Raw genomic sequence first — 18994 nt, forward strand, 5'->3', positions numbered from 1 at the left:
GCAGGCCTCAGTGAGCAGCCGCAGCCAGTGACTCGGCGCGAATCTCTTCCGTCAACCGGGCCTTGAGCTCCATGAACTCGGGCGAGGTCTTGACGGTGTAGTGGCGCGGGTGCGGCAGATGGACCGGAATGTCTGCCTTGATGCGGCCCGGACGCGCGCTGAACACGGCCACGCGATTGGCCATGAAGATGGCTTCATCGATATCGTGGGTCACGAACATCACCGTCTTGCGCTCGGCCTCCCAGATGCCCAGCAGCAATTCCTGCATCAGAACCCGGGTCTGGTTGTCCAGCGCACCGAAGGGCTCGTCCATGAGCAGGATCTTGGGATCGTTGGCCAGCGCACGCGCGATCGCCGTGCGTTGCTGCATGCCTCCAGACAGCTGCTTGGGATAGTGATTCTCAAACCCGCGCAAACCCACCTTGGCAATGAAGTAGTCGCTGCGCTCTTTCTGAATGGCTTCGCTCACGCCTTTCTCGCGCAGCCCGAAGCGGATGTTCTGCGCCACGGTCAGCCAGGGGAACAAGGTGTAGCTTTGGAACACCATGCCGCGGTCGGCGCCAGGCTCCTGCACCAGTTTCCCGTCCAGCAGCACCTGCCCTGTCGTCGGGAAGTCCAGACCCGCAACAATGCGCAGCATCGTCGATTTGCCGCAGCCCGAGGGGCCGAGAATGGTCACGAAATCGTTCTCCCGGACCTCGAAATCCACCGGCAGCAAGGCCTGGGTGCTGACGCCTTTGTGGCTGGTGAAGGTGCGCGAAACGCCTTGAATGGACAGCTGGTTCATCACAGGGAACTCCATTCGAACATGCGACGGTTGACGGTTTTGAAGATGAAATCCGACACCAGACCGATGAGCCCGATGATGATGATGCCGAAGATGATCTGTCCGGTATTGAGCAGCGCCTGGCTGTCGGTGATCATGTGCCCGATGCCCGAGGACGAGCCGATCAGCTCGGCGACGATCACGTAGGTCCAGGCCCAGCCCAGCACCAGGCGCAGGGTTTCCGCGATGCCCGGGGCGGCACCGGGAATCAGCACCCGCTTGACGATGCCGGTATTGCTGGCGCCCAGTGTGTAGGCGGCCTCCACCAGGTCCTTGCGCGCACCGCCCACGGTCACGGCCACCATGAGGGTGATCTGGAACACCGAGCCGATGAAGATGACCAGCAGCTTCTGGGCTTCGCCCACGCCGGCCCAGAGAATCAGCAGCGGGATGAAGGCCGAGGCGGGCAGGTAGCGGCAGAACGAGACAAAGGGCTCGAAGAACGCCTCCACGGGCTTCCAGGCCCCCATGGCAATGCCCAGCGGCACGGCCACGACGCTGGCCAATATGAAGCCCCCCATGACGCGCCATACGGTCATGCCGATGTCATGATGAAAGTCGAACTCCGTGAACAGCAAAATGCCTTCGCGCAGCATCGTCAGCGGGCTGGCGAGAAAGGTCGGCGAGACCAGTCCGCCAAAGGTGACGGCCGACCAGATCAGCAGGAACAGCACGAAGAAGCCCGTGCCGAGCAGCCATTTGGCCTTGGGGCTGACAGGCTCCAGAGGGGCCATGTAGCGCCGGCGAGCCGGCCTCACGGAAGGCGATGCCACCTGAACCGATGCGGGTGATGCAGACTTGATAGAAGGTGATACCGCTTCCATGTGCAACCTCTTTGCGCTTACTTGATGAAGCTGGCGTCGTACATGACGCCGTAGTTCTCAGGAATGCTGCGAATCACGCCGGCCTCCTTGAGGATGGCAGCAGACTCCTTCATGAAAGGCAGCAGGTCGCTGGCAAAGAATTTCTGATTGGCCTCCTTGTCCGACCATTTCAGAAAGGCTGCCGACTTGCCGAACTGCTCGCCGCTTTGCTTGACGGCCGCGCCCATGATTTCGTAGCTCTTTTCCTTGTCGGAATTGATCATGGCGATGGCATCGAAATAGGACTGGGTCAGCGCCTTGGCGGCTGCCGTGTTGGCCTTGAGCCACTTGGGATCACAGCCCACGGTATCCATCACCATCGGGTAGTCGATGGTGGTGGCCAGAATCTTGCCTGCGCTAGGGTTGGCGCGCACCGTGGACAGGTAGGGCTCATAGGTCATGGCCGCATCGTTCTGACCGGAGACAAAGGCCTGTGCCGCAGGCTGGGGCTCCAGCGACACGGTCTTGATGTCCTTCATGGTCATGCCGTTCTTGTTCAGCATCCAGGCCAGCCCGAAGTAGGGAGCCGTACCCGGCGCGCTGACGGCGACGGTCTTGCCTTTCAGATCGGCAAAGTTCTTGACGTCGTTGCGCACGGCAATGCCGTCCGCTCCAAAGGACTTGTCCATCTGGAAGATCTGCACGATCGGCACACCATTGGTGTTCCAGGCCACATGCGTCTCCACGGTGGTGGCGGCGCATTGCACGGCCCCCGAGGCCAGCGCCAGATGCCGGTCCTTCTGGGGAATCATCTTGATTTCGACATTGAGGCCGTTCTTCTTAAAGATCCCGGCCTTGTCCGCGAGCGTCAGCGGCGCAAAGCCTGTCCATCCCGACATGCCCAGGACGATCTTGGTCTCCTGAGCCGCTGCATGTTGTGCAGCAGACACTAGAACGGTTGCGGCTAATGCCAGTTGCCAGATTGGAACGCGACGTGTCGATTTCATGGGACTCTCCTCGGTCGATGCCAAAGCAGTTCGGTTGTTGATGCGGACTTCAAGCCTTGCACGACAGTGCAGACAGCGAAGTTTGCGATTGCTGATTGAACATGTATATACAGGCTTACCCGAGCGCCATAGTTACCGTATTTCCCAGCTGTATAGACATGAGTCAACAATCCACAAAAGCAAGCTATGTGCCAATTCGCTCGCCCGCGAGCCGCCTCCGCCGGCCTTGTGGGCGCGCACCAAAACAGCCCCCGCGTTGCGCTAGTCGGGTGCAATCACGCTTTTTGCCACGGTCAGAAATGGTGCAATCAGCGCCGAGGCATTGCTCCTGGGCACCGACAGCACCACGGCCTGCTTGGCGACGCGGCCCTTGATTCTTTTGCAGACCAGCCGCTTGCCGTCGTGGGTTCGGTCGACCACCGGCCGCGTGGTCAGAACGCTGACGCCATGCCCGTTGGCGACCATGGAACGCACCAGCTCTATCGACGCCAGTTCATAGTTCACCGTGGGAACCACGCCCGCCTCCCGAAACAGCGAGAGAAAGTACTCTCTGCTCTGAGGCAGGTTGATCAGCAGCAACGGCGACTGGGCCAGCTCCGCCAGACTCACGCTGGGCGCCGCAGACAGGGCGTGCCTGGCAGGCAGCAAGGCATAGGGCGGCAACGCGGCAACCGGGTGCATGGTCAGCAAAGGGCGAGCCAGGCCCAGGTCATATTGCAGTGCGGCATGGATCTCCCCTCGCTCCACTTGCCGCGTCAGGGAGGCGATGTCCCCTTCGATCAACTCGATGTCGATGGACGGGTGGCGCTTTTGCATCTGGGTGAGCAGTTGCGGAATCCACAGCGCGCCCAGCGTGCTCAGAAAGCCCAGCCTCAGCGTGCCGGAAACCGCCTGCTTGCGTGGCTCCTGAAGCAGTTGCGCAGCCTCCAGAAGACTCAGGGCCTCCCGGCTTCTGGCCAGCCCTGCCGCGGTCAGGTCCAGCCCGACGGCATGTTTGCGCACAAAAAGCTTCTCGCTCCATTGGGCCTCCAGGTCGGCAATCGCCTTGGAGATGGAGGGCTGTGAAACATTGATGGCCAGCGCCGCCTTGGCCGTGCTGCCGTGGCGTGCCGCGGCGACAAAATATTCGAGCTGGCGCAGATTTATCTGAATCAATTTTTTGAATCCAGTGAATGGGAAATGAATATTTTCCATTGATTCATGTTTTGGGCAGCATGCAGGCATCGCTTCAGATCAACAGCAGGACTCCCATGCTTGCATCAACCGAAAAAACTGCCTCCCGTCCGCTGGACGGCATCCGCATCCTGGACTTCACCCGGGTTCTGGCGGGCCCCATGTCCACGGCCTTGCTGGCCGATCTGGGCGCGGAAGTCGTGAAGGTGGAGCCGCCCCAGGGCGACGACTACCGCGCCATCGGCCCCATGAAGAATGGGCAAAGCGCCTTGTTCACGGTCATGAATCGCAACAAGCAAAGCCTGGTGCTGGACCTCAAACATGCGGATGCGGTCGCCGTGGTGCATGAGCTGGCCCGGCAGGTCGATGTGGTGGTCGAGAACTTCAGGCCGGGCGTGGCCGAGCGCCTGGGCATCGGCCCCGAAACGCTGCGCGCCCTCAATCCCCGGCTGGTGTATGTCAGCGTCTCCGGCTTTGGCCAGACCGGCCCGCTGGCCCACCGCCCGGCCTACGACATCATTGTTCAGGCCATGAGCGGCCTGATGGAGGCCACGGGCGAGCCTCAAGGCGCCCCCACCCTGGTCGGCGAGGCGGTCAGCGATGTGGTTGCCGGCCTGTTTGCTTCCTGGGCGACACTGGCGGCCCTGTTGCAGGCGCAGAGAACCGGAGTCGGCCAGCATGTCGATGTCGCCATGTTCGACACCACGCTGAGCTTTTTGGCGACATCGATGTCGCGCTATCTGTTCACCGGCCAGCCTGCCCGGCGTGTGGGCAACCGGCATCCGCTCTCGGCGCCGTTTGGCGTCTACAGGGCACGTGACGGCCATTACGCCCTGGCCGTGCTCAACAAGAAGCTGTTCGACGCCACCGCTGCTGCCATGAACCTGCCCGAGCTGGCCAGCGATCCACGTTTTGCCAGCGATGAAACCCGCTCGGCCAACGAGCCCGCATTGCGCGCCGCGCTGGAGGGCTGGAGCACGCAGCACGATGTGGCCGATGTGGTGGCGCGGCTCGAAGCGGCAGGCGTTCCCGCAGCCCCCATCTGGAACATAGAGCAGGCCCTGAACTCCGAGCAGATCCGCTCGCGTGGCCTGCTCTGCGAGGTCGAGGACGAACGCCTCCCGGGCCTGCAGCTGCCGACACAGCCCGTGCATTTCAACGGCGCTCTGCCCAATCGTGCGCAACGCGCACCGGCCCTGGGCGAACACACGGAGCTGCTGCTGCAAAGCTGGCTGGGCCGCAGCACGGATGCCATTGCCGCCTTGCGCGAAGCTGGCGCTTTGGGTTGATTTTGATAGCAAGAAAACAAGGAGAGACCGCCATGTCATTGATTCGTCTGGGCGCGACCGAAGAAGATCAGGCCGTTGCCGATGCCGTTGCACGCTTTGCCGAGGAAACCTTGGCGCCCGTGGCCCAGGTCATGGACGAGGAAGCCTTTTCCGCCACGCGCCATGTGCCCGGCCTTTCCGCACTGGGCGTGATGGGCATGAATCTGCCGGAACGCTTTGGCGGACCGGGCGTCACCCCCACCGCCATGCTGATGTCGCTGGTCGCCATCTCGCGCGCCTGCGCCGCGACCTCGTCCATGATCGGTGCTCACTACCTGGGCACGGATGCCGTTCTCATAGCCGGCGACGAAACGCAGCGCGAGCAATGGCTGCCGCGCTGCGCCAGCGGGGAATGGCTGGCGGCCTTTGCGCTGACCGAGCCGCGCGGCGGATCCCACCCTGCAGACATGCGTACCCGGGCCGTGCGCGACGGCGACGACTATCTGATCACAGGCGTCAAGCACTTCATCTCGAATGCGGCGGAGGCCCGCTTCATGGTGGTGTTCGCCAAGACCGATGCGGAAGCTGCGGCACGCGGGGTCAGCGCCTTCATCGTGCCGCGCGATCTGCCCGGCATACAGATTTCGTCGCCCGAGAAGCTCATGGGCATTCGCGGCGGCCATGCCTTTGAAGTCTCGCTGGACAGCGTGCGCGTTCCTGCCGCCAACCGCCTCGGTGCCGAGGGCAGCGGCTTCAAGACTGCCATGAAGGTGCTGGACAACAGCCGCCTGGACGTGGCTGCGACCTCTCTGGGCATTGCCGAGGCCGCACTCAGGGCGGCGGCCGACTGGGCCAACCAGCGCCTGGTGGGCGGCGAACCGATAGCCAACAAGCAGGGCATACAGTTCAAGCTCGCCGACATGAAGCTGCGCCTGGAAGCCGCCTGGGCGCTGACCATGCAGGCCCTGGCACTGCGCCAGCAGGGGCAGCCGTTCACCCAGCAGTCGGCCATGGCCAAGCTGTTCGCCTCGGAGATGGTGGGCTTCGTGACCGACGAGGCGCTGCAGATCCATGGCGGCTACGGCTATACCCGGGAAATGCCGCTTGAGCGCTATGTGCGCGATGCCCGCATTCTGCGCATCTACGAAGGCTCTTCCGAGATTCAGCGCACCATCATTGCACGCTCCGTATTGAACGCTTAGAAGGCGCAGCGGCACCCGGCCGGATTTGCTGGTGTAATCCACTCCATGGACAAACACTCTTCCATGTCGCTGCACGGGAAAATTCTCACCGAGATTGAACAGAACATTCTCAGTGGCCGCTGGCCGCCCGGCTATCGCATCCCGTCGGAGATGGAGCTGACCGTCCATTACCAATGCTCGCGCATGACGGTGAGCAAGGTGCTCAACAAGCTGGCAGAAGCCGGTCTGCTGGTGCGCAAGCGCAAGGCGGGAAGCTTTGTGACGCGCCCGCAAACCAGCTCTGCCGTGCTGGAGATTCCCGATCTGCGCCAGGTGGTGCTGGGCATGGGCCAGGAGTATTCGAGCAGGCTGCTCGGGCGCACGCAAAGGCGCAGCACGCGCGAGGACATGGAGGCCATGCGCATGACCCGGTCGGCCTCGATCGTCCATGTGCTGTGCCTGCACATGGCGGGATCGCGTCCGTTCTGCATAGAAGACCGCCTGATCAATCTCGAATCCGTGCCGGACGCCGAGCACGAGCCGTTCACCGAGCACAGTCCCAGTTCCTGGATGGTCAACCACGTGCCCTGGAGCTCGGCCGAACACCGCATTCGTGCCGAAGCGGCCAGCGAGGAAACCGCCGGCCTGCTGGAGATCAAGCCCGGCTTTCCCTGTCTGGTGATCGACCGCCGTACCTGGACCGGGCAGCTGCCCATCACCTTTGTGCGCCTGACCTATCCCGCCGATCTCTACGAGCTGGATGCGCATTTTTCGCCCTCCACCATAGGGCAGGCTGGCTGATTGCGCATAACCCGGCCTGGGCAGCGCGCCGGGTCGCGGCGCACAATAGGGCCAGTTCTGATGCTTGCACCAGAGGCCAAATCGGCCTCTTCCCCATATCCAGCAAGCGCCTCCAGCTATCGATTCAAGAGTACCCGGTGTCTTCCGCGCAATCCATTCTGCAAGCCGTTTTTGGCTACGAGCAATTCCGTGGCCCCCAGCAGGCCATCGTCTCGCATGTCATCAACGGCGGCGATGCGCTGGTGCTCATGCCCACGGGCGGCGGCAAATCGCTGTGCTACCAGGTTCCGGCCATTGCGCGCCAGCAGCTCGGCCACGGCGTGACGATCGTGGTCTCGCCGCTGATCGCGCTCATGCACGACCAGGTCGGTGCGCTGCATGAGGCCGGCATCAGCGCCGCCTATCTGAACTCCACCCTGAGCTACGACGAGACGCAGGAGGTGGAGCTGCGCCTGCAAAGCGGCGACATCACCCTGCTCTATGCCGCTCCCGAGCGGCTGAACACGCCACGCTTTCTGGGTCTGCTCGACGATCTGCATGCCCAGGGCAAGCTGTCGCTGTTCGCCATCGACGAAGCGCATTGCGTGAGCCAGTGGGGGCACGACTTCCGCCCCGAATACCGCGCGCTGAGTGTGCTGCACCAGCGCTATGCCGATGTGCCGCGCATCGCGCTGACGGCCACGGCCGATGCGCTGACGCGCGCCGACATCATCGAGCGCCTGCAGCTGGAAGCGGCCCAGCATTTCATCAGCAGTTTTGACCGCCCGAACATCCGCTACAAGATCGCCGAGAAAAAAGACGTCAGCAACCAGCTGCTGCGCTTTATCGAGCGCGAGCATGAGGGCGAGGCCGGCGTGGTCTATTGCCAGTCGCGCAAGCGTGTCGAGGAGCTGGCCCAGACCCTGGTGCAAAACGGCATCAATGCCCTGCCTTACCACGCCGGCCTGCCCCAGGAAATGCGCCAGAACCATCAGGACCGTTTTCTGCGCGAAGAAGGCGTGGTGATGTGCGCCACGATTGCCTTCGGCATGGGCATCAACAAGCCCGATGTGCGCTTTGTGGCCCATGTGGACATGCCCAAGAACATCGAGGGCTACTACCAGGAAACCGGCCGTGCGGGCCGCGACGGCCTGCCCGCCGATGCCTGGATGGCCTACGGTCTCAGCGACGTGGTCAACCAGCGCCGCATGATCGACGAAAGCCCGGCCGAGGAACAGTTCAAGCAGGTGATGCGCGGCAAGCTCGATGCCCTGCTCGGTCTGGCCGAGGCCACCGACTGCCGCCGCGTACGCCTGCTGGCCTATTTTGGCGAGCAATATGGACAGGAGCCGAGCCTGGATGGCAAGCCACTGCAGGCCGTTGCCCGCACCCATTGCGGCAACTGCGACAACTGCCTGGAGCCGCCGGCGCTATGGGATGGCACGGATGCGGCACGCAAGCTGCTGTCCACCATCTTCCGCGTGCACGAGGCCAGCGGCCTGACCTATGGTGCGGGCCACATCATGGACGTGCTGCGCGGCAAGGAGACGGACAAGGTCACGCAGTACGGGCATGACAAGGTATCCACCTTCGGCATCGGCAAGGAGTATTCGGAGCCGCAGCTGCGCGCCGTGATGCGCCAGTTGCTGGCCACGGGTGCCCTGGGCCTGCACAAGGTGGTGAGCGAGAACAGCGGCCATGTGTTTGACACCCTGTGTCTGGCCGCGGGCTCACGTGCCGTGCTCAAGGGCGAGATACAGGTGCAGCTGCGCGAGGCCGTAGCCGCATCGCGCAGCAAGAAGCAGGGCAAGAAATCGGCCTCCAATGCAGCTGCGGTCAATCTGGGTCCCGACGCACAGGTTCGCTTCATCAATCTCAAGGCCTGGCGCGCCGAAGTCGCCAAGTCTCACAATCTGCCGGCCTATGTGATCTTCCACGACGCCACGCTGGCATCGATTGCCGAACTCAACCCCCAGAGCCTGCAGGAGCTGCAGGGAGTCAGCGGCATGGGCACCAAGAAGCTCGATGCCTATGGCGCCGAGGTGCTGCGCGTGGTGGCACTGGGCTGATCGGCCCGGATTCGGCAGCGGTCTGGACGCCGCCTCGACGAGCGGCAGCGAGCCGCGCCCCGTACTTTGAACAGGGCCGGGCAAGCTGCTGCAGGCAGCTGCGCGCGCCCGGACATCTGTCGCCGCCATTTGCGGCGCTGAAAATTGGCCGACGCAGAGCTCTCCACAATTCCCACACAAATGCTCGACAGCCCGGAAATATTGCAAACGCACACTGCTGCCGCATACCGTTGACCGAATCCATTTTTGCGGAGCACTTTCTGCTGTGATCAATACTGCCCAATTGCTGGCTGACGAAGCCAAATACTGCTCGTTTGGCGACACCGTCCACTACGTCAATCCTCCGAAGATTTTCACGGGCTGCGAAGGCAGCTATATGTACGACGATGCAGGCACGTCCTACCTCGATCTGCAGATGTGGTATTCGGCCGTCAACTTCGGCTACAAGAACAAGCGTCTTGAGGCCAAGATGATCGAGCAGCTGCAGGAGCTGCCCCAGGTGGCCAGCCAGTATCTGCACCCCACCAAGATCGAACTGGCCAAGTTCATTGCCGAAGACGCCAAGCGCAAATGGGGCCACGACGGCCGCGTGCACTTCAACGTGGGCGGCGCGCAAGCCATCGAGGACTCGCTGAAGGTCGTGCGCAACGCCAGCGGCGGCAAGAGCCTGATGTTCGCGTTCGAAGGCGGCTACCACGGCCGTACGCTGGGCGCGTCCTCGATCACCTCCAGCTACCGCTACCGCCGCCGTTTCGGCCACTTCAGCGACCGCGCGCAGTTCATCCCCTTCCCCTACCCCTTCCGCCGTCCCAAGGGCATGACGTCCGAGGAGTATGCGGACCAGATCGTGCGCGAATTCGCACGCAAGTTCGAAAACGAATACCACGCGGTCTGGGACCCCAAGACCAACCAGTGCGAATACGCGGCCTTCTACGTGGAACCCATTCAGGGCACGGGCGGCTACGTGGTTCCTCCTCCCAACTTCTTCAAGGGTCTGAAGAAGGTGCTGGACGATCACGGCGTGCTGATGGTGGTCGACGAAATCCAGATGGGCTTCTGGCGTACCGGCACGCTGTGGTCGGTGGAAAACTTCGGCATCAAGCCCGATGTACTGGTGTTTGCCAAGGCACTGACCAATGGTCTGAATGCGCTGTCCGGCCTGTGGGCACGCGAAGAGCTGATCAACCCCACGGTGTTCCCGCCCGGATCCACCCATTCCACCTTTGCCTCCAACCCGCTGGGTACGGCCCTGGGCCTGGAAGTCATGAAGATGACCCACGAGATGGACTTCGGCCGTCAGGTGCGCGAATCGGGTGCCTACTTCCTCGAAGGCCTCAAGGAGCTGCAAAAGCGCCACAAGGAAATCGGCGATGTGGACGGCCTGGGCCTGGCGCTGCGCGCCGAAATCTGCACCGAGGACGGCTTCACGCCCAACAAGGCGCTGCTGGACAAGATGGTGGACATCGGCCTCGAAGGCGGCCTGGAATACCAGGGCCAGAAGCGCGGCCTGGTGCTGGACGTGGGCGGCTACTACAAGAACGTGATCACCTTCGCGCCTTCGCTGATGATTTCGCGCAGCGAGATCGACGAAGCCATGGTGCTGCTGGATCAGTTGCTGAGCAAGGCTAAAAAAGCGTAACCGCCCTGAGCGGCTTTGCCTAGGCGGCCCCGCCGCTTCCCCCTCTGTCTTCGGGAGGGGGACGACAGCCTCGCTGTGCGGCGGCGGAGGCCGCCCAGGTCTTGCTCGCTGTCTCTTGCTTGGGTTGTGCCAGTTTTCTGCGCTGCAGACACACTCAGGCGCCATCACAACCGACTACAAAAAGGCGAAATGGCGACGGAAAATTTCCGCAACCAGCTCGAACCCAGTGGCTTGCTGCAGCAGTTCACCAACCATCCTCCAGAAGGCTTTGCCTTGCTGAAGGAATGGCCGGCGCCAGCATTCACCGCCCCCTTCGATTTGCTGACCACAGCCGATGACGCGCTCAAGGCGCGTCTTCTGTCGTTGCCGGGCGGGCGCTGTCTGAGCTCCAGGCTCAGGCTGAAGACGGACTTCATCGGCAGCACGGTCAGCGAGTATGCGCCCCTGCCCCAGGGCGTGGATGCGGCCACGCTGGCGCGGCAGCTGCGCGCCGTGGCGGGCCGGACCATGCTCACCATCATCAAGGATTTGCCCCAGGCATCGCCCTTGCTAAGCGAGGAAGACAACTGCTTTGCGCAGGAGTTGTCTTCCTCGCTTTCGGAGCAAGGGTTCATTGCCCTCGAAGGCCAGGCCCTGGCCTATGTGCCCATCAGCTTTGCCAGTGCGGACGAGTATCTGGCCGGCCTGTCCAAAAACCGCCGCAGCAGCCTCAGGCGCAAGCTCAAAAGCCGCGCACAGCTCTCCGTACAGCGTATCCCTACCGGCGCAGCCTTTGCCGCTGATGCCCAGGTGGATGCCTACTATGCGCTGTTTGATGCGGTGTACGCGCAAAGCGACATTCACTTCGACAAACTCACGCGCAGCTTCTTTGCCGACTTGCTGCGCGATGCGGACAATGGCGGCATGGTGTTCGAGTATCGCGACGCGCAAAGCGATGCGCTGCTGGGCTGGAATCTGTGCTTCGAGCACGACGGCAGGTTGATCGACAAATACATAGGCCTGTCCTACCCCGCAGCGCGCGAAGCGAATCTCTATTTCGTGAGCTGGATGGTCAATCTTGAATACGCACTGGAGCGGGGCCTGTCCCACTATGTAGCGGGCTGGACCGACCCGGAAGTCAAGGCTCAGCTCGGCGCCAGCTTCACCATGACGCAGCATCTGGTCTTCATCCGCAATCCCGTGCTGCGCGCCTTGGGCCGGCGCTTCTCCGGTCTGTTTGAAAGCGATCGCCAGTGGAGTGACAAGGCATGATGCAACAAACACCTGTGGTGCTGGATGTCGATGAATCGGTAGGCCCGCTGCTCCAGGAGAAGCGGCTTGCGCTCGCCCAATGGCAGGAGCTGGTGCGCTTTGGCTGCGGCCTGCGCAGCTTCAGGCGCTTCACCCAGGCCATGCAGGAGCAGTTGCCCGCGCAGCACGGTACCGTGCTCATGGGCAGCGGCGACTTTCACCATCTGAGCTGGCCGCTGATCGAGCGCTGCATTGCCCAGAAGGGCTTCAGCGCCAAGCATCCGCTGCGCGTGGTGGTGCTGGACAACCACCCGGACAATATGCGCTTTCCCTGGGGTGTGCACTGCGGCTCCTGGGTGCGACGCGTGGCCATGCACCCGGCCGTGTCGCAGGTCCATGTGGCAGGCATTACCTCGCAGGACATAGGCTCGGCCCACGCCTGGGAGAACTATCTGCGGCCGCTGCGCGCCGGCAAGCTCACCTACTGGAGCTGCGGCGTGGACACCGGCTGGGCCAAGCGCCTGGGCGCGGGCAAGGCGTTTCGCAGCTTTGCCAATATCTCGGAGCTGGTACAGGCGCTGTCCAGCCATCTGCATGACTGGCCGCAGGACACGTATCTGAGCATAGACAAGGATGTGTTCGCCGCCGAAGTCGTGCGCACCAACTGGGACCAGGGCCGGATGCTGGAAGAGCAGGCCGTGCAGCTGATCGATGCGCTGCGCGGACAGATCGCGGGCAGTGACATCACGGGCGACGTGTCGTCATGGCACTATGGCACCTGGTGGAAGCGACTGATGAGCGCGGGCGACGGCCAGGACACACAGATTGACGCTGCTACGCTGGCCGGCTGGCAGGCCGGGCAGCATGCATTGAACCAGCGGCTGATACAGCGCATAGCGCTCAGCAGCACGAGTTAGAGCGATTTCACAGGCCACTTTTCAACACTTCGCTTCAAGGAGCTGACATGCTGGATCGGTTGACCGAAAAATTGCTGCAACAGGCATTTGCACCTCTGGTCACCACGGGACGGCTCGAAGTCATCACTCCTTCAGGAAAGGCGCTGATCTTCGGCGACGGCGGCCAGCCTCAGGCGCGCCTGCGCTTTGCCGACAGACGTGCCGTCCTTGCGCTGCTGCGCGACCCCGACCTCAACTTTGGCGAGCTGTTCATGCAGCAGCGCCTGCTGGTCGAGCAAGGCACGGTCTATGACGTACTGGAGCTGGTGCTGCGCGGCGCCAGGCAGGTGCCCGTCAGCGCCACGGTACGCTTGCTCGATGCCTGGCGCATGAAGCTGCGGCCCTTGCTGCAGAACAATCTGCGCGGCAAATCGCGTGCCAACGTGGCGCATCACTACGATCTGGACGACCGGCTCTATCAGCTGTTTCTCGACAGCGAGCGCCAGTACTCCTGCGCCTATTTCGAGCAGGGCAACGAAGACCTTGAAACGGCACAGCTGGCCAAGAAGCGCCATATCGCCGCCAAGCTGCTAATCGAGCCGGGCCAGCGCGTGCTCGATATCGGCTGCGGCTGGGGCGGTCTCTCGCGCTATCTGGCCGAGGTGGGCGGTGCCGGCCATGTCACAGGCATCACGCTGTCCACGGAGCAACTGGCCGGCGCGCAGTCCAGGGCCTCGCAATCCATCCATGGCGAGCGGCTGGAGTACCGACTGGAAGACTACCGCGACATGACTCGCGAAACACATGGGCCGTTCGAGCGCATTGTCTCCGTCGGCATGTTCGAGCATGTGGGCACGAGATTCCATGACGCCTTCTTCCGCAAATGCCATGAGCTGCTCAGCGAGGACGGCGTGATGCTGCTGCACTTCATCGGCAACAGCGATGTGCCCGACTTCAACAATCCCTGGATTGAGCGCTACATCTTTCCCGGAGGCCATATTCCGTCGATGTCGGAGTTCACGCCAGCCATAGAGCGCGCGGGGCTGGTGATCTGCGATATCGAGGTGCTACGCCTGCACTATGCCCAGACCCTGCGCCTGTGGCGCGAGCGTTTCATGGCACGCCGTGCCGAAGCCGCAGCCCTGTATGACGAGCGCTTCTGCCGCATGTGGGAGTTCTATCTGTCCATGTCGGAGACCGCGTTCCGCTATCAGGACATCGCCATCTTCCAGGTTCAGCTGGCGCGCAGACAGGATGCCGTACCGCTCACGCGCAGCTATATCGCCGAGCGTGAGACAGCACTGAAAGCCAGGGAATCCGGACAGAAATGCAGAGTCTCCGCGATGACAGATCCCACTGAAGCAAGGGCAAATATCGCTTGACTCCAATGATCTTGTCAGAAGAAAAGCTCATGAAAACCCGGGAATCTTCCAGCTCTCAACGGAAAAATCCTTGCGCACCAGCTTTTCATTGAGCAGGAAGCGTTTGGCCTCGGAGATCAAATGCAAGCCTTGCTCCGGATAGGCCTGAGCGGGCAGATTGCTCAATGCCACAGAGGCTTTGACCGCAGGCACCGGGAAACCGCTGGCCTCGGCATGAAACGCCAAATACGCTGCGCTGTCGCTACGAATCTCCCCCAGGGCAATGCTGCGTGCACGGCCCCAGGTAGCAGGAAATTGCGGCAACCTCGCAAGCAGTTTGGGAGAAATCACAATGACCGATGTGCCCAGCAGCGTCGGATATTGCGCAGCCTCTGCCAGAACCGGAAAGCCTTGCTGCGCCAGCAACGGCCCCATATTGATAGGTGCGGCAAACGCAGCTACATCCCCACGCTCCAGCGCCGGTGCACCGTCGCGCGGCAGCATATGCACCACCTTGACCCTGCCGCTCAAACCATGCTGCCTGAGCAGACCCAGCACAAAGCGGTGCATGTATGAGCCCAGAGCCACGCCAACGACTTTGCCCTTGAGCTCCTCCACCGTCTTGATGCCAGCCTTGGGGGTCAGCAGCCAGGTGTTCATGCCCACGCAATCAAAACCCAGCAACTTACCTTGAAAGCCTTGCGCATGAGCGACCACTGCGGGTGTGTCGCCATAGATGCCGATGTCCAGATGGTCGGCAATGAATGCTTCGTTCAAGTCCGGTCCATTGGGAAACACACGGGTCACGACCTGGGAGAAGCCCAACGTGCTCAGCTCCCGCTGCAAGATACCCTGCTGCAGCGCCCAGCCCGTGGCATAAGCAGGCTTCTTTCCAGGACCGATATAGCCGATACGCAAGGTCTGCACCGCGCTTTGAGACTGCGCTTCACCCAGCATGGGAATGCTTGCCGCCAAAGCGCCAAGCAGCCATTGACGACGATTGAAAGCGGCACAAGAGCCTGCTTCCGACAAACGGATTTCATGTTCTGACATGGATGACAAAATTTCTAATGCGCACGCGCCAGCAGCTCGTAGCTAGCATCCAGTGCCGCGGTAGATTGGCGACCTTTGCCCCAACCAACGGAGGCGCGATAGCTGCCCAGCAAAGCTTGCGTGGCAGGCGCGAGCTCATCAACATGGGCTGCAGCATCTGCCACCGGGGCAACATACAAGGCGTCCTCAGGGCAATACAGCTCGCACATAAAGCAAGTCTGGCAATCGCTTTGCCGGGCAATGCGCGGAGCCTGCCCTTTGACCATGTCGAACACATTGGTAGGACAGGCATGGACGCAGATATTGCAGCCGGTGCAACGCTCTGAACTGATGATTTCGATCATGCGAGCACTCCTTCGGAAGACGGCACTTCTTTGACCCGCTGACGACGCACCCAGACTTCATCAAGGCCGCCAGAAATCAATCGATGTCTCTGGCCAGGGTCCAATTCTTGATGATCGCGACGGCGATGCATGCCCCGGGTTTCGGTACGCTGCAAGGCACTCCGGTACATCCATCGCGAGGTAGCCAGCATGGCTGTTGCCTCCCTCAGGCGCAGGCGCTCTTCGATGGACTGGAACTGCACACCAGTACGCAGGCGCAGCCACAAGGCATCAAGGTTCTGCAGAGACTGCTGCAACTCATCGGATTGGCGATTCCAGTTGCGCTCGTACGGGAAGACTTCGGCCTGTACCGCTTGAATCAGCTGACTGCTGTCCAGCCGAGCTTGACCCTGCTCCTCAAGACCTGGACTGCCAGCGCGGTAAAGCTGCCGTGTTTTCATCGGGTTATGCAAGGCAAAGCGCGCAGCGCCGGCACCAGCCCAGAATCCCGAAGAGAGCGCCCAGGCTGCGTTATGACTTCCGCCTCCGGTAAAGCCACCACAGATCAGCTCGCGCGTTGCTGCATCGCCTGCAGCGTACAGCCCGGCCACGGAGGTTGCACAGTCGGCATCCACCACATTCAGACCGCCAGTGCCACGCACCGTTCCTTCCAGCCGCAAGCTGACCGGGAACATTTCATGAAAAGGGTTGATGCCTTTGCGGTCAAACGAGACAAAGAAGTTGGGCTGTGCCGTGCGCATCCATGCCTGAATGCTCGCATCGGCTTTGTCCAAGCGCGCAAAAACAGGCTGTGTCTGCAACGTCTGCGCAATGATGCTGCGCCCGCGCGAAGACCCTGCACCATCGATCAGCGAGCCGTCTGCATAGTAAAAACTGGCCCAGTTGTAGAACAGTGACTTGGTGACCGAAGAGAACGCTGGCCCCAGCCCATAGGCATTGGAGAATTCCATGCCCGAGAGCTGTGCCCCCACCTCGGCGGCCATCAGGTATCCATCACCGGTCAGCACATTGCAGCCCAGCGCGCGGCTAAGGAAAGCGCAGCCACCGGTGGCAATGATGGTTGCACTTGCACGCACGACCCAGGTATCTTCGGCTTGCCTGCGCACACCTGTTGCGCCGCATACCGTGCCAGCGTCATCCACGAGCAATTCCAGCGCCGGGCTATGGTCAAGAATACGTACGCCGGCAGCCTTGACCTGCTTGCGCATCAAACGCATATATTCAGGGCCCTGCAGGGAGTTGCGCCGCAGCTTGCCTTCCACATCGACAGGGAACGGGTAGCCCCATTCAGTCAACAGCTCGATGTTGTTCCAGGTCTGCTCCAGCACCCGATCCATCCATGCCTGCTCGGCCAGCATGCCACCCATGGTGTAACGACTGGCTTTGGCTTTCTCACGCAAATCCCCGGTATTGTCGACATGCCAAACGCCGCAGCCCGAAGGTGCAGTTGCGCCCGATGTTCCGCAATATCCCTTGTCGACCAGCAGCACGTTTGCCCCCTGGCTGGCTGCGCTGATGGCAGCCCATGCCCCTGCTGGTCCAGCGCCGATAACCAGAACATCCACGTCGTGCTGGCAAGCCCCCGCCGCGCTTGACAGCGCTTGCCTCGAGCGTTTTCCTACTCCCATTTTCACCACTCCTTGTGCCTTGATCTGCGGGGCAACAGGCCATGCAGTCCGTTCAAGTTCAGTGTAGAAACGAGCCGGCTAAAACAGAACGAATGGATTTCTATATCGTTATTGCAGACAGATTGCAGGCGTAGGCGTATCAGCGTGCTGCCAGCGTGTCCAGCAAATCCGCAAAGCGCTCGTCATCCAGCCATGGGCTATTGCTGATGGCGAGCAAGCGCTGTGCCCAGTCTCGCGCCTGGCTGACCGCGTCGTCGCGTGCAGCACCCAGCACATGGTCGTAGCGGCCATAGTCGGGCAGCACATGGACAAAGGGCAGAGACAGACCACAGCCACCGCCCCAATGCGCGCGCAGCACGGCATCCCTGGCCTGCTGGCTCGGCATGCGCAGCAGGATCACCGGCCACACGCCCTGCGCCCGGGGGGCGGCATCCTGCACCACTTCCAGCCCGCAAGCCTGCAACTGAGCGATGCGCAGGCCGGCCTGCCCGGATGCTTGCCGCTGAAACGCCTCCAGCCGCCGCAATGCCCTTGCCCCCACGCTCTGGCGCCAGCGTCCCAGACTGTGCTGTGGAATGAGATCGTCGAAGTCATCGCCTGCGGCCTCTACCCAGTCACCACGCGACAATGATTTCTCCAGCGGCTTGCCATAGGCCATGCGCAGACCCGAGGGCCGGTAGAGCATGGCGTAGCCCAGCAGCTCGATGCTTCGGCGCAGCTCCCACCACAGGCTGAACCGGGTGGCGGCGCCGGCTGCGCTCAGCGCAGCACGCATGGAAGGCTCGCGCGCCATCAGCACGCCACCTTCAAAGGTGCTCAACCCCTTGCCGACGGCCAGGCTGAAAAAGCCGATATCGCCTTTGAGGCCCACCGAAGCTTCGCCGCTGCGCGCTCCCAGCGCCTGGGCGGCATCCTCGATCACATAGGCGCCCACGGCGCGCGCGCATTGCAGGGCGGCGTCCACATCGGCCACACGCCCGCACAGATGCGTGGGCAGCACGGCCAGCGTCCGGTCGCTGCACAGGCGCTGCAGGCAGACAGGGTCCATGTCCAACGCGTCGGCGCGCAGATCGCACAGGCGCAGCTGCAGCCCGCACTGCGCAATCGCTAGCGCCACCAGCGGACAGGTATAGGCCGGTGCAACGACCTCGCTGCGCCCAGGACTGAGGGCCTGCAGGCTGCGCAGCGCCACCATCAGGGCCGAGGTCCCCGAGCATTCGAGCTGCACCGCCTCCACGCCCAGCCAGGCAGCCAGCTGTCCTGCCAGGCTGCCCGCACCCGAAGGCCAGAGGTCGCCGAGCTGTAGTGGCAGGCCGGCCGTTGGCGGCACCGTGGGCTGGCGCATGTCAGGCGACCTGCTCGGCCTCTGGCTTCTCGCTCACCGCCAGGCACATGATGCCGGCCACGATGAACAGACAGCCAATGATCTGCGGCCAGCCAATGGGCTCGTTGAACAGCCAGTACGAGAGCGCCAGCACCGAGATGATCTCCAGATGCGAGGCAGCGAATGCCGGGCCGATGGGAGCGTGCTTGAGCAGGCTCATCCAGGTGAAAAAGGCACCGATGTAGCCAACGAATGCACCGTAGATCCAGGGCTGGCTGAACACGCGCAGCAGCCAGCCGGTGGAGAACTCCAGCGGCAGTGCGGAATCACCGGCCTGCTTGAAGCTGAGCTGCGCCAGCGTGTCAAAGGCCATGAGTACCAGAAAGCCGACAATGTAAAAACGCTTCATAGC

Annotated in this window: 17 protein-coding genes; 8 read left to right on the top strand and 9 right to left on the bottom strand. The window is 62.3% G+C overall.

The window, feature by feature from the left end; genetic code table 11:
* Positions 1–7: 7 nt before the first annotated feature.
* The 4 genes from Cth01_RS11430 to Cth01_RS11445 all read right to left on the bottom strand — a co-directional run bounded on the left by Cth01_RS11430 (position 8) and on the right by Cth01_RS11445 (position 3830).
* On the bottom strand, positions 8–787 hold the full coding sequence (locus Cth01_RS11430) for an ABC transporter ATP-binding protein (protein ID WP_034351586.1): 780 nt from the start codon (positions 785–787) through the stop codon (positions 8–10).
* Positions 787–1650: an ABC transporter permease gene (locus Cth01_RS11435; protein WP_034351359.1), complete on the bottom strand. Its 864-nt coding sequence runs from the start codon at positions 1648–1650 to the stop codon at positions 787–789. The genes Cth01_RS11430 and Cth01_RS11435 overlap by 1 nt, the downstream gene beginning before the upstream one ends.
* A 17-nt stretch (positions 1651–1667) precedes the next feature.
* Positions 1668–2636 (bottom strand): ABC transporter substrate-binding protein, encoded by a 969-nt coding sequence (locus Cth01_RS11440; protein ID WP_034351357.1) that lies wholly within the window; start codon positions 2634–2636, stop codon positions 1668–1670.
* A gap of 261 nt (positions 2637–2897) precedes the next feature.
* On the bottom strand, positions 2898–3830 hold the full coding sequence (locus tag Cth01_RS11445; RefSeq protein ID WP_080746062.1) for a LysR substrate-binding domain-containing protein: 933 nt from the start codon (positions 3828–3830) through the stop codon (positions 2898–2900).
* Here Cth01_RS11445 and Cth01_RS11450 point away from each other — a divergent pair.
* From Cth01_RS11450 to Cth01_RS11485, 8 genes are all read left to right on the top strand, one after another.
* Positions 3809–5098: a CaiB/BaiF CoA transferase family protein gene (locus tag Cth01_RS11450; RefSeq protein WP_174447062.1), complete on the top strand. Its 1290-nt coding sequence runs from the start codon at positions 3809–3811 to the stop codon at positions 5096–5098. The two genes, Cth01_RS11445 and Cth01_RS11450, sit on opposite strands and share 22 nt — an antisense overlap.
* A gap of 32 nt (positions 5099–5130) precedes the next feature.
* A complete protein-coding gene (locus Cth01_RS11455; protein WP_045839265.1) occupies positions 5131–6279 on the top strand; it encodes an acyl-CoA dehydrogenase family protein in 1149 nt (382 codons plus the stop codon).
* A gap of 45 nt (positions 6280–6324) precedes the next feature.
* Positions 6325–7059: a histidine utilization transcriptional repressor HutC gene (hutC, locus tag Cth01_RS11460; protein ID WP_233425156.1), complete on the top strand. Its 735-nt coding sequence runs from the start codon at positions 6325–6327 to the stop codon at positions 7057–7059.
* Between the two features lie 137 nt (positions 7060–7196).
* Positions 7197–9107 carry a DNA helicase RecQ gene (gene recQ, locus Cth01_RS11465; protein ID WP_045839267.1) on the top strand — a complete coding sequence of 637 codons (1911 nt, stop codon included), beginning with the start codon at positions 7197–7199 and terminating at the stop codon, positions 9105–9107.
* Positions 9108–9372: 265 nt separating this feature from the next.
* Positions 9373–10746 (top strand): aspartate aminotransferase family protein, encoded by a 1374-nt coding sequence (locus Cth01_RS11470; protein WP_034351349.1) that lies wholly within the window; start codon positions 9373–9375, stop codon positions 10744–10746.
* Positions 10747–10935: 189 nt separating this feature from the next.
* Entirely contained in the window at positions 10936–11997 is a 1062-nt protein-coding gene (locus Cth01_RS11475) for a GNAT family N-acetyltransferase (RefSeq protein WP_045839268.1), read from the top strand.
* Positions 11994–12893, top strand: a complete 900-nt coding sequence (locus Cth01_RS11480; protein ID WP_080746884.1) for an arginase family protein — start codon at positions 11994–11996, stop codon at positions 12891–12893. Before Cth01_RS11475 ends, Cth01_RS11480 begins: the two co-directional genes overlap by 4 nt.
* Positions 12894–12940: 47 nt before the next feature.
* Positions 12941–14254, top strand: a complete 1314-nt coding sequence (locus Cth01_RS11485; RefSeq protein ID WP_045839269.1) for an SAM-dependent methyltransferase — start codon at positions 12941–12943, stop codon at positions 14252–14254.
* A gap of 27 nt (positions 14255–14281) precedes the next feature.
* Here the strand turns inward: Cth01_RS11485 and Cth01_RS11490 are convergent, their stop codons facing one another.
* The 5 genes from Cth01_RS11490 to Cth01_RS11510 form a co-directional block, all read right to left on the bottom strand.
* Positions 14282–15286 carry an ABC transporter substrate-binding protein gene (locus Cth01_RS11490; protein WP_034406791.1) on the bottom strand — a complete coding sequence of 335 codons (1005 nt, stop codon included), beginning with the start codon at positions 15284–15286 and terminating at the stop codon, positions 14282–14284.
* 14 nt (positions 15287–15300) lie between these two features.
* Positions 15301–15630 (bottom strand): 4Fe-4S dicluster domain-containing protein, encoded by a 330-nt coding sequence (locus tag Cth01_RS11495; protein ID WP_034382744.1) that lies wholly within the window; start codon positions 15628–15630, stop codon positions 15301–15303.
* Positions 15627–17258: an FAD-dependent oxidoreductase gene (locus tag Cth01_RS11500; RefSeq protein WP_034406788.1), complete on the bottom strand. Its 1632-nt coding sequence runs from the start codon at positions 17256–17258 to the stop codon at positions 15627–15629. The genes Cth01_RS11495 and Cth01_RS11500 overlap by 4 nt, the downstream gene beginning before the upstream one ends.
* Positions 17259–17397: 139 nt before the next feature.
* Positions 17398–18603 carry a DegT/DnrJ/EryC1/StrS family aminotransferase gene (locus Cth01_RS11505; RefSeq protein WP_045839270.1) on the bottom strand — a complete coding sequence of 402 codons (1206 nt, stop codon included), beginning with the start codon at positions 18601–18603 and terminating at the stop codon, positions 17398–17400.
* A 1-nt stretch (position 18604) separates the two neighbouring features.
* Complete coding sequence (locus Cth01_RS11510; protein WP_045839271.1) at positions 18605–18991, bottom strand: DMT family transporter; 387 nt, start codon at positions 18989–18991, stop codon at positions 18605–18607.
* Positions 18992–18994 lie beyond the last annotated feature (3 nt).

The organism is Comamonas thiooxydans, assembly GCF_000964545.1.
In the GTDB taxonomy this organism is placed as follows: Bacteria; Pseudomonadota; Gammaproteobacteria; order Burkholderiales; family Burkholderiaceae_C; genus Comamonas; species Comamonas thiooxydans.

Excerpts from the sequence above, each read along its gene's own strand:
- Cth01_RS11480 (WP_080746884.1), top strand. The coding sequence starts at position 11,994 with ATGATGCAACAAACACCTGTGGTGCTGGATGTCGATGAATCGGTAGGC.
- Cth01_RS11445 (WP_080746062.1), bottom strand. The coding sequence starts at position 3,830 with ATGGAAAATATTCATTTCCCATTCACTGGATTCAAAAAATTGATTCAG.
- Cth01_RS11485 (WP_045839269.1), top strand. The coding sequence starts at position 12,941 with ATGCTGGATCGGTTGACCGAAAAATTGCTGCAACAGGCATTTGCACCT.
- Cth01_RS11450 (WP_174447062.1), top strand. The coding sequence starts at position 3,809 with ATGGGAAATGAATATTTTCCATTGATTCATGTTTTGGGCAGCATGCAG.
- Cth01_RS11490 (WP_034406791.1), bottom strand. The coding sequence starts at position 15,286 with ATGTCAGAACATGAAATCCGTTTGTCGGAAGCAGGCTCTTGTGCCGCT.
- Cth01_RS11440 (WP_034351357.1), bottom strand. The coding sequence starts at position 2,636 with ATGAAATCGACACGTCGCGTTCCAATCTGGCAACTGGCATTAGCCGCA.
- hutC (WP_233425156.1), top strand. The coding sequence starts at position 6,325 with ATGGACAAACACTCTTCCATGTCGCTGCACGGGAAAATTCTCACCGAG.
- Cth01_RS11500 (WP_034406788.1), bottom strand. The coding sequence starts at position 17,258 with ATGGGAGTAGGAAAACGCTCGAGGCAAGCGCTGTCAAGCGCGGCGGGG.
- Cth01_RS11475 (WP_045839268.1), top strand. The coding sequence starts at position 10,936 with ATGGCGACGGAAAATTTCCGCAACCAGCTCGAACCCAGTGGCTTGCTG.
- Cth01_RS11495 (WP_034382744.1), bottom strand. The coding sequence starts at position 15,630 with ATGATCGAAATCATCAGTTCAGAGCGTTGCACCGGCTGCAATATCTGC.
- Cth01_RS11455 (WP_045839265.1), top strand. The coding sequence starts at position 5,131 with ATGTCATTGATTCGTCTGGGCGCGACCGAAGAAGATCAGGCCGTTGCC.
- Cth01_RS11430 (WP_034351586.1), bottom strand. The coding sequence starts at position 787 with ATGAACCAGCTGTCCATTCAAGGCGTTTCGCGCACCTTCACCAGCCAC.
- Cth01_RS11505 (WP_045839270.1), bottom strand. The coding sequence starts at position 18,603 with ATGCGCCAGCCCACGGTGCCGCCAACGGCCGGCCTGCCACTACAGCTC.
- Cth01_RS11435 (WP_034351359.1), bottom strand. The coding sequence starts at position 1,650 with ATGGAAGCGGTATCACCTTCTATCAAGTCTGCATCACCCGCATCGGTT.
- Cth01_RS11510 (WP_045839271.1), bottom strand. The coding sequence starts at position 18,991 with ATGAAGCGTTTTTACATTGTCGGCTTTCTGGTACTCATGGCCTTTGAC.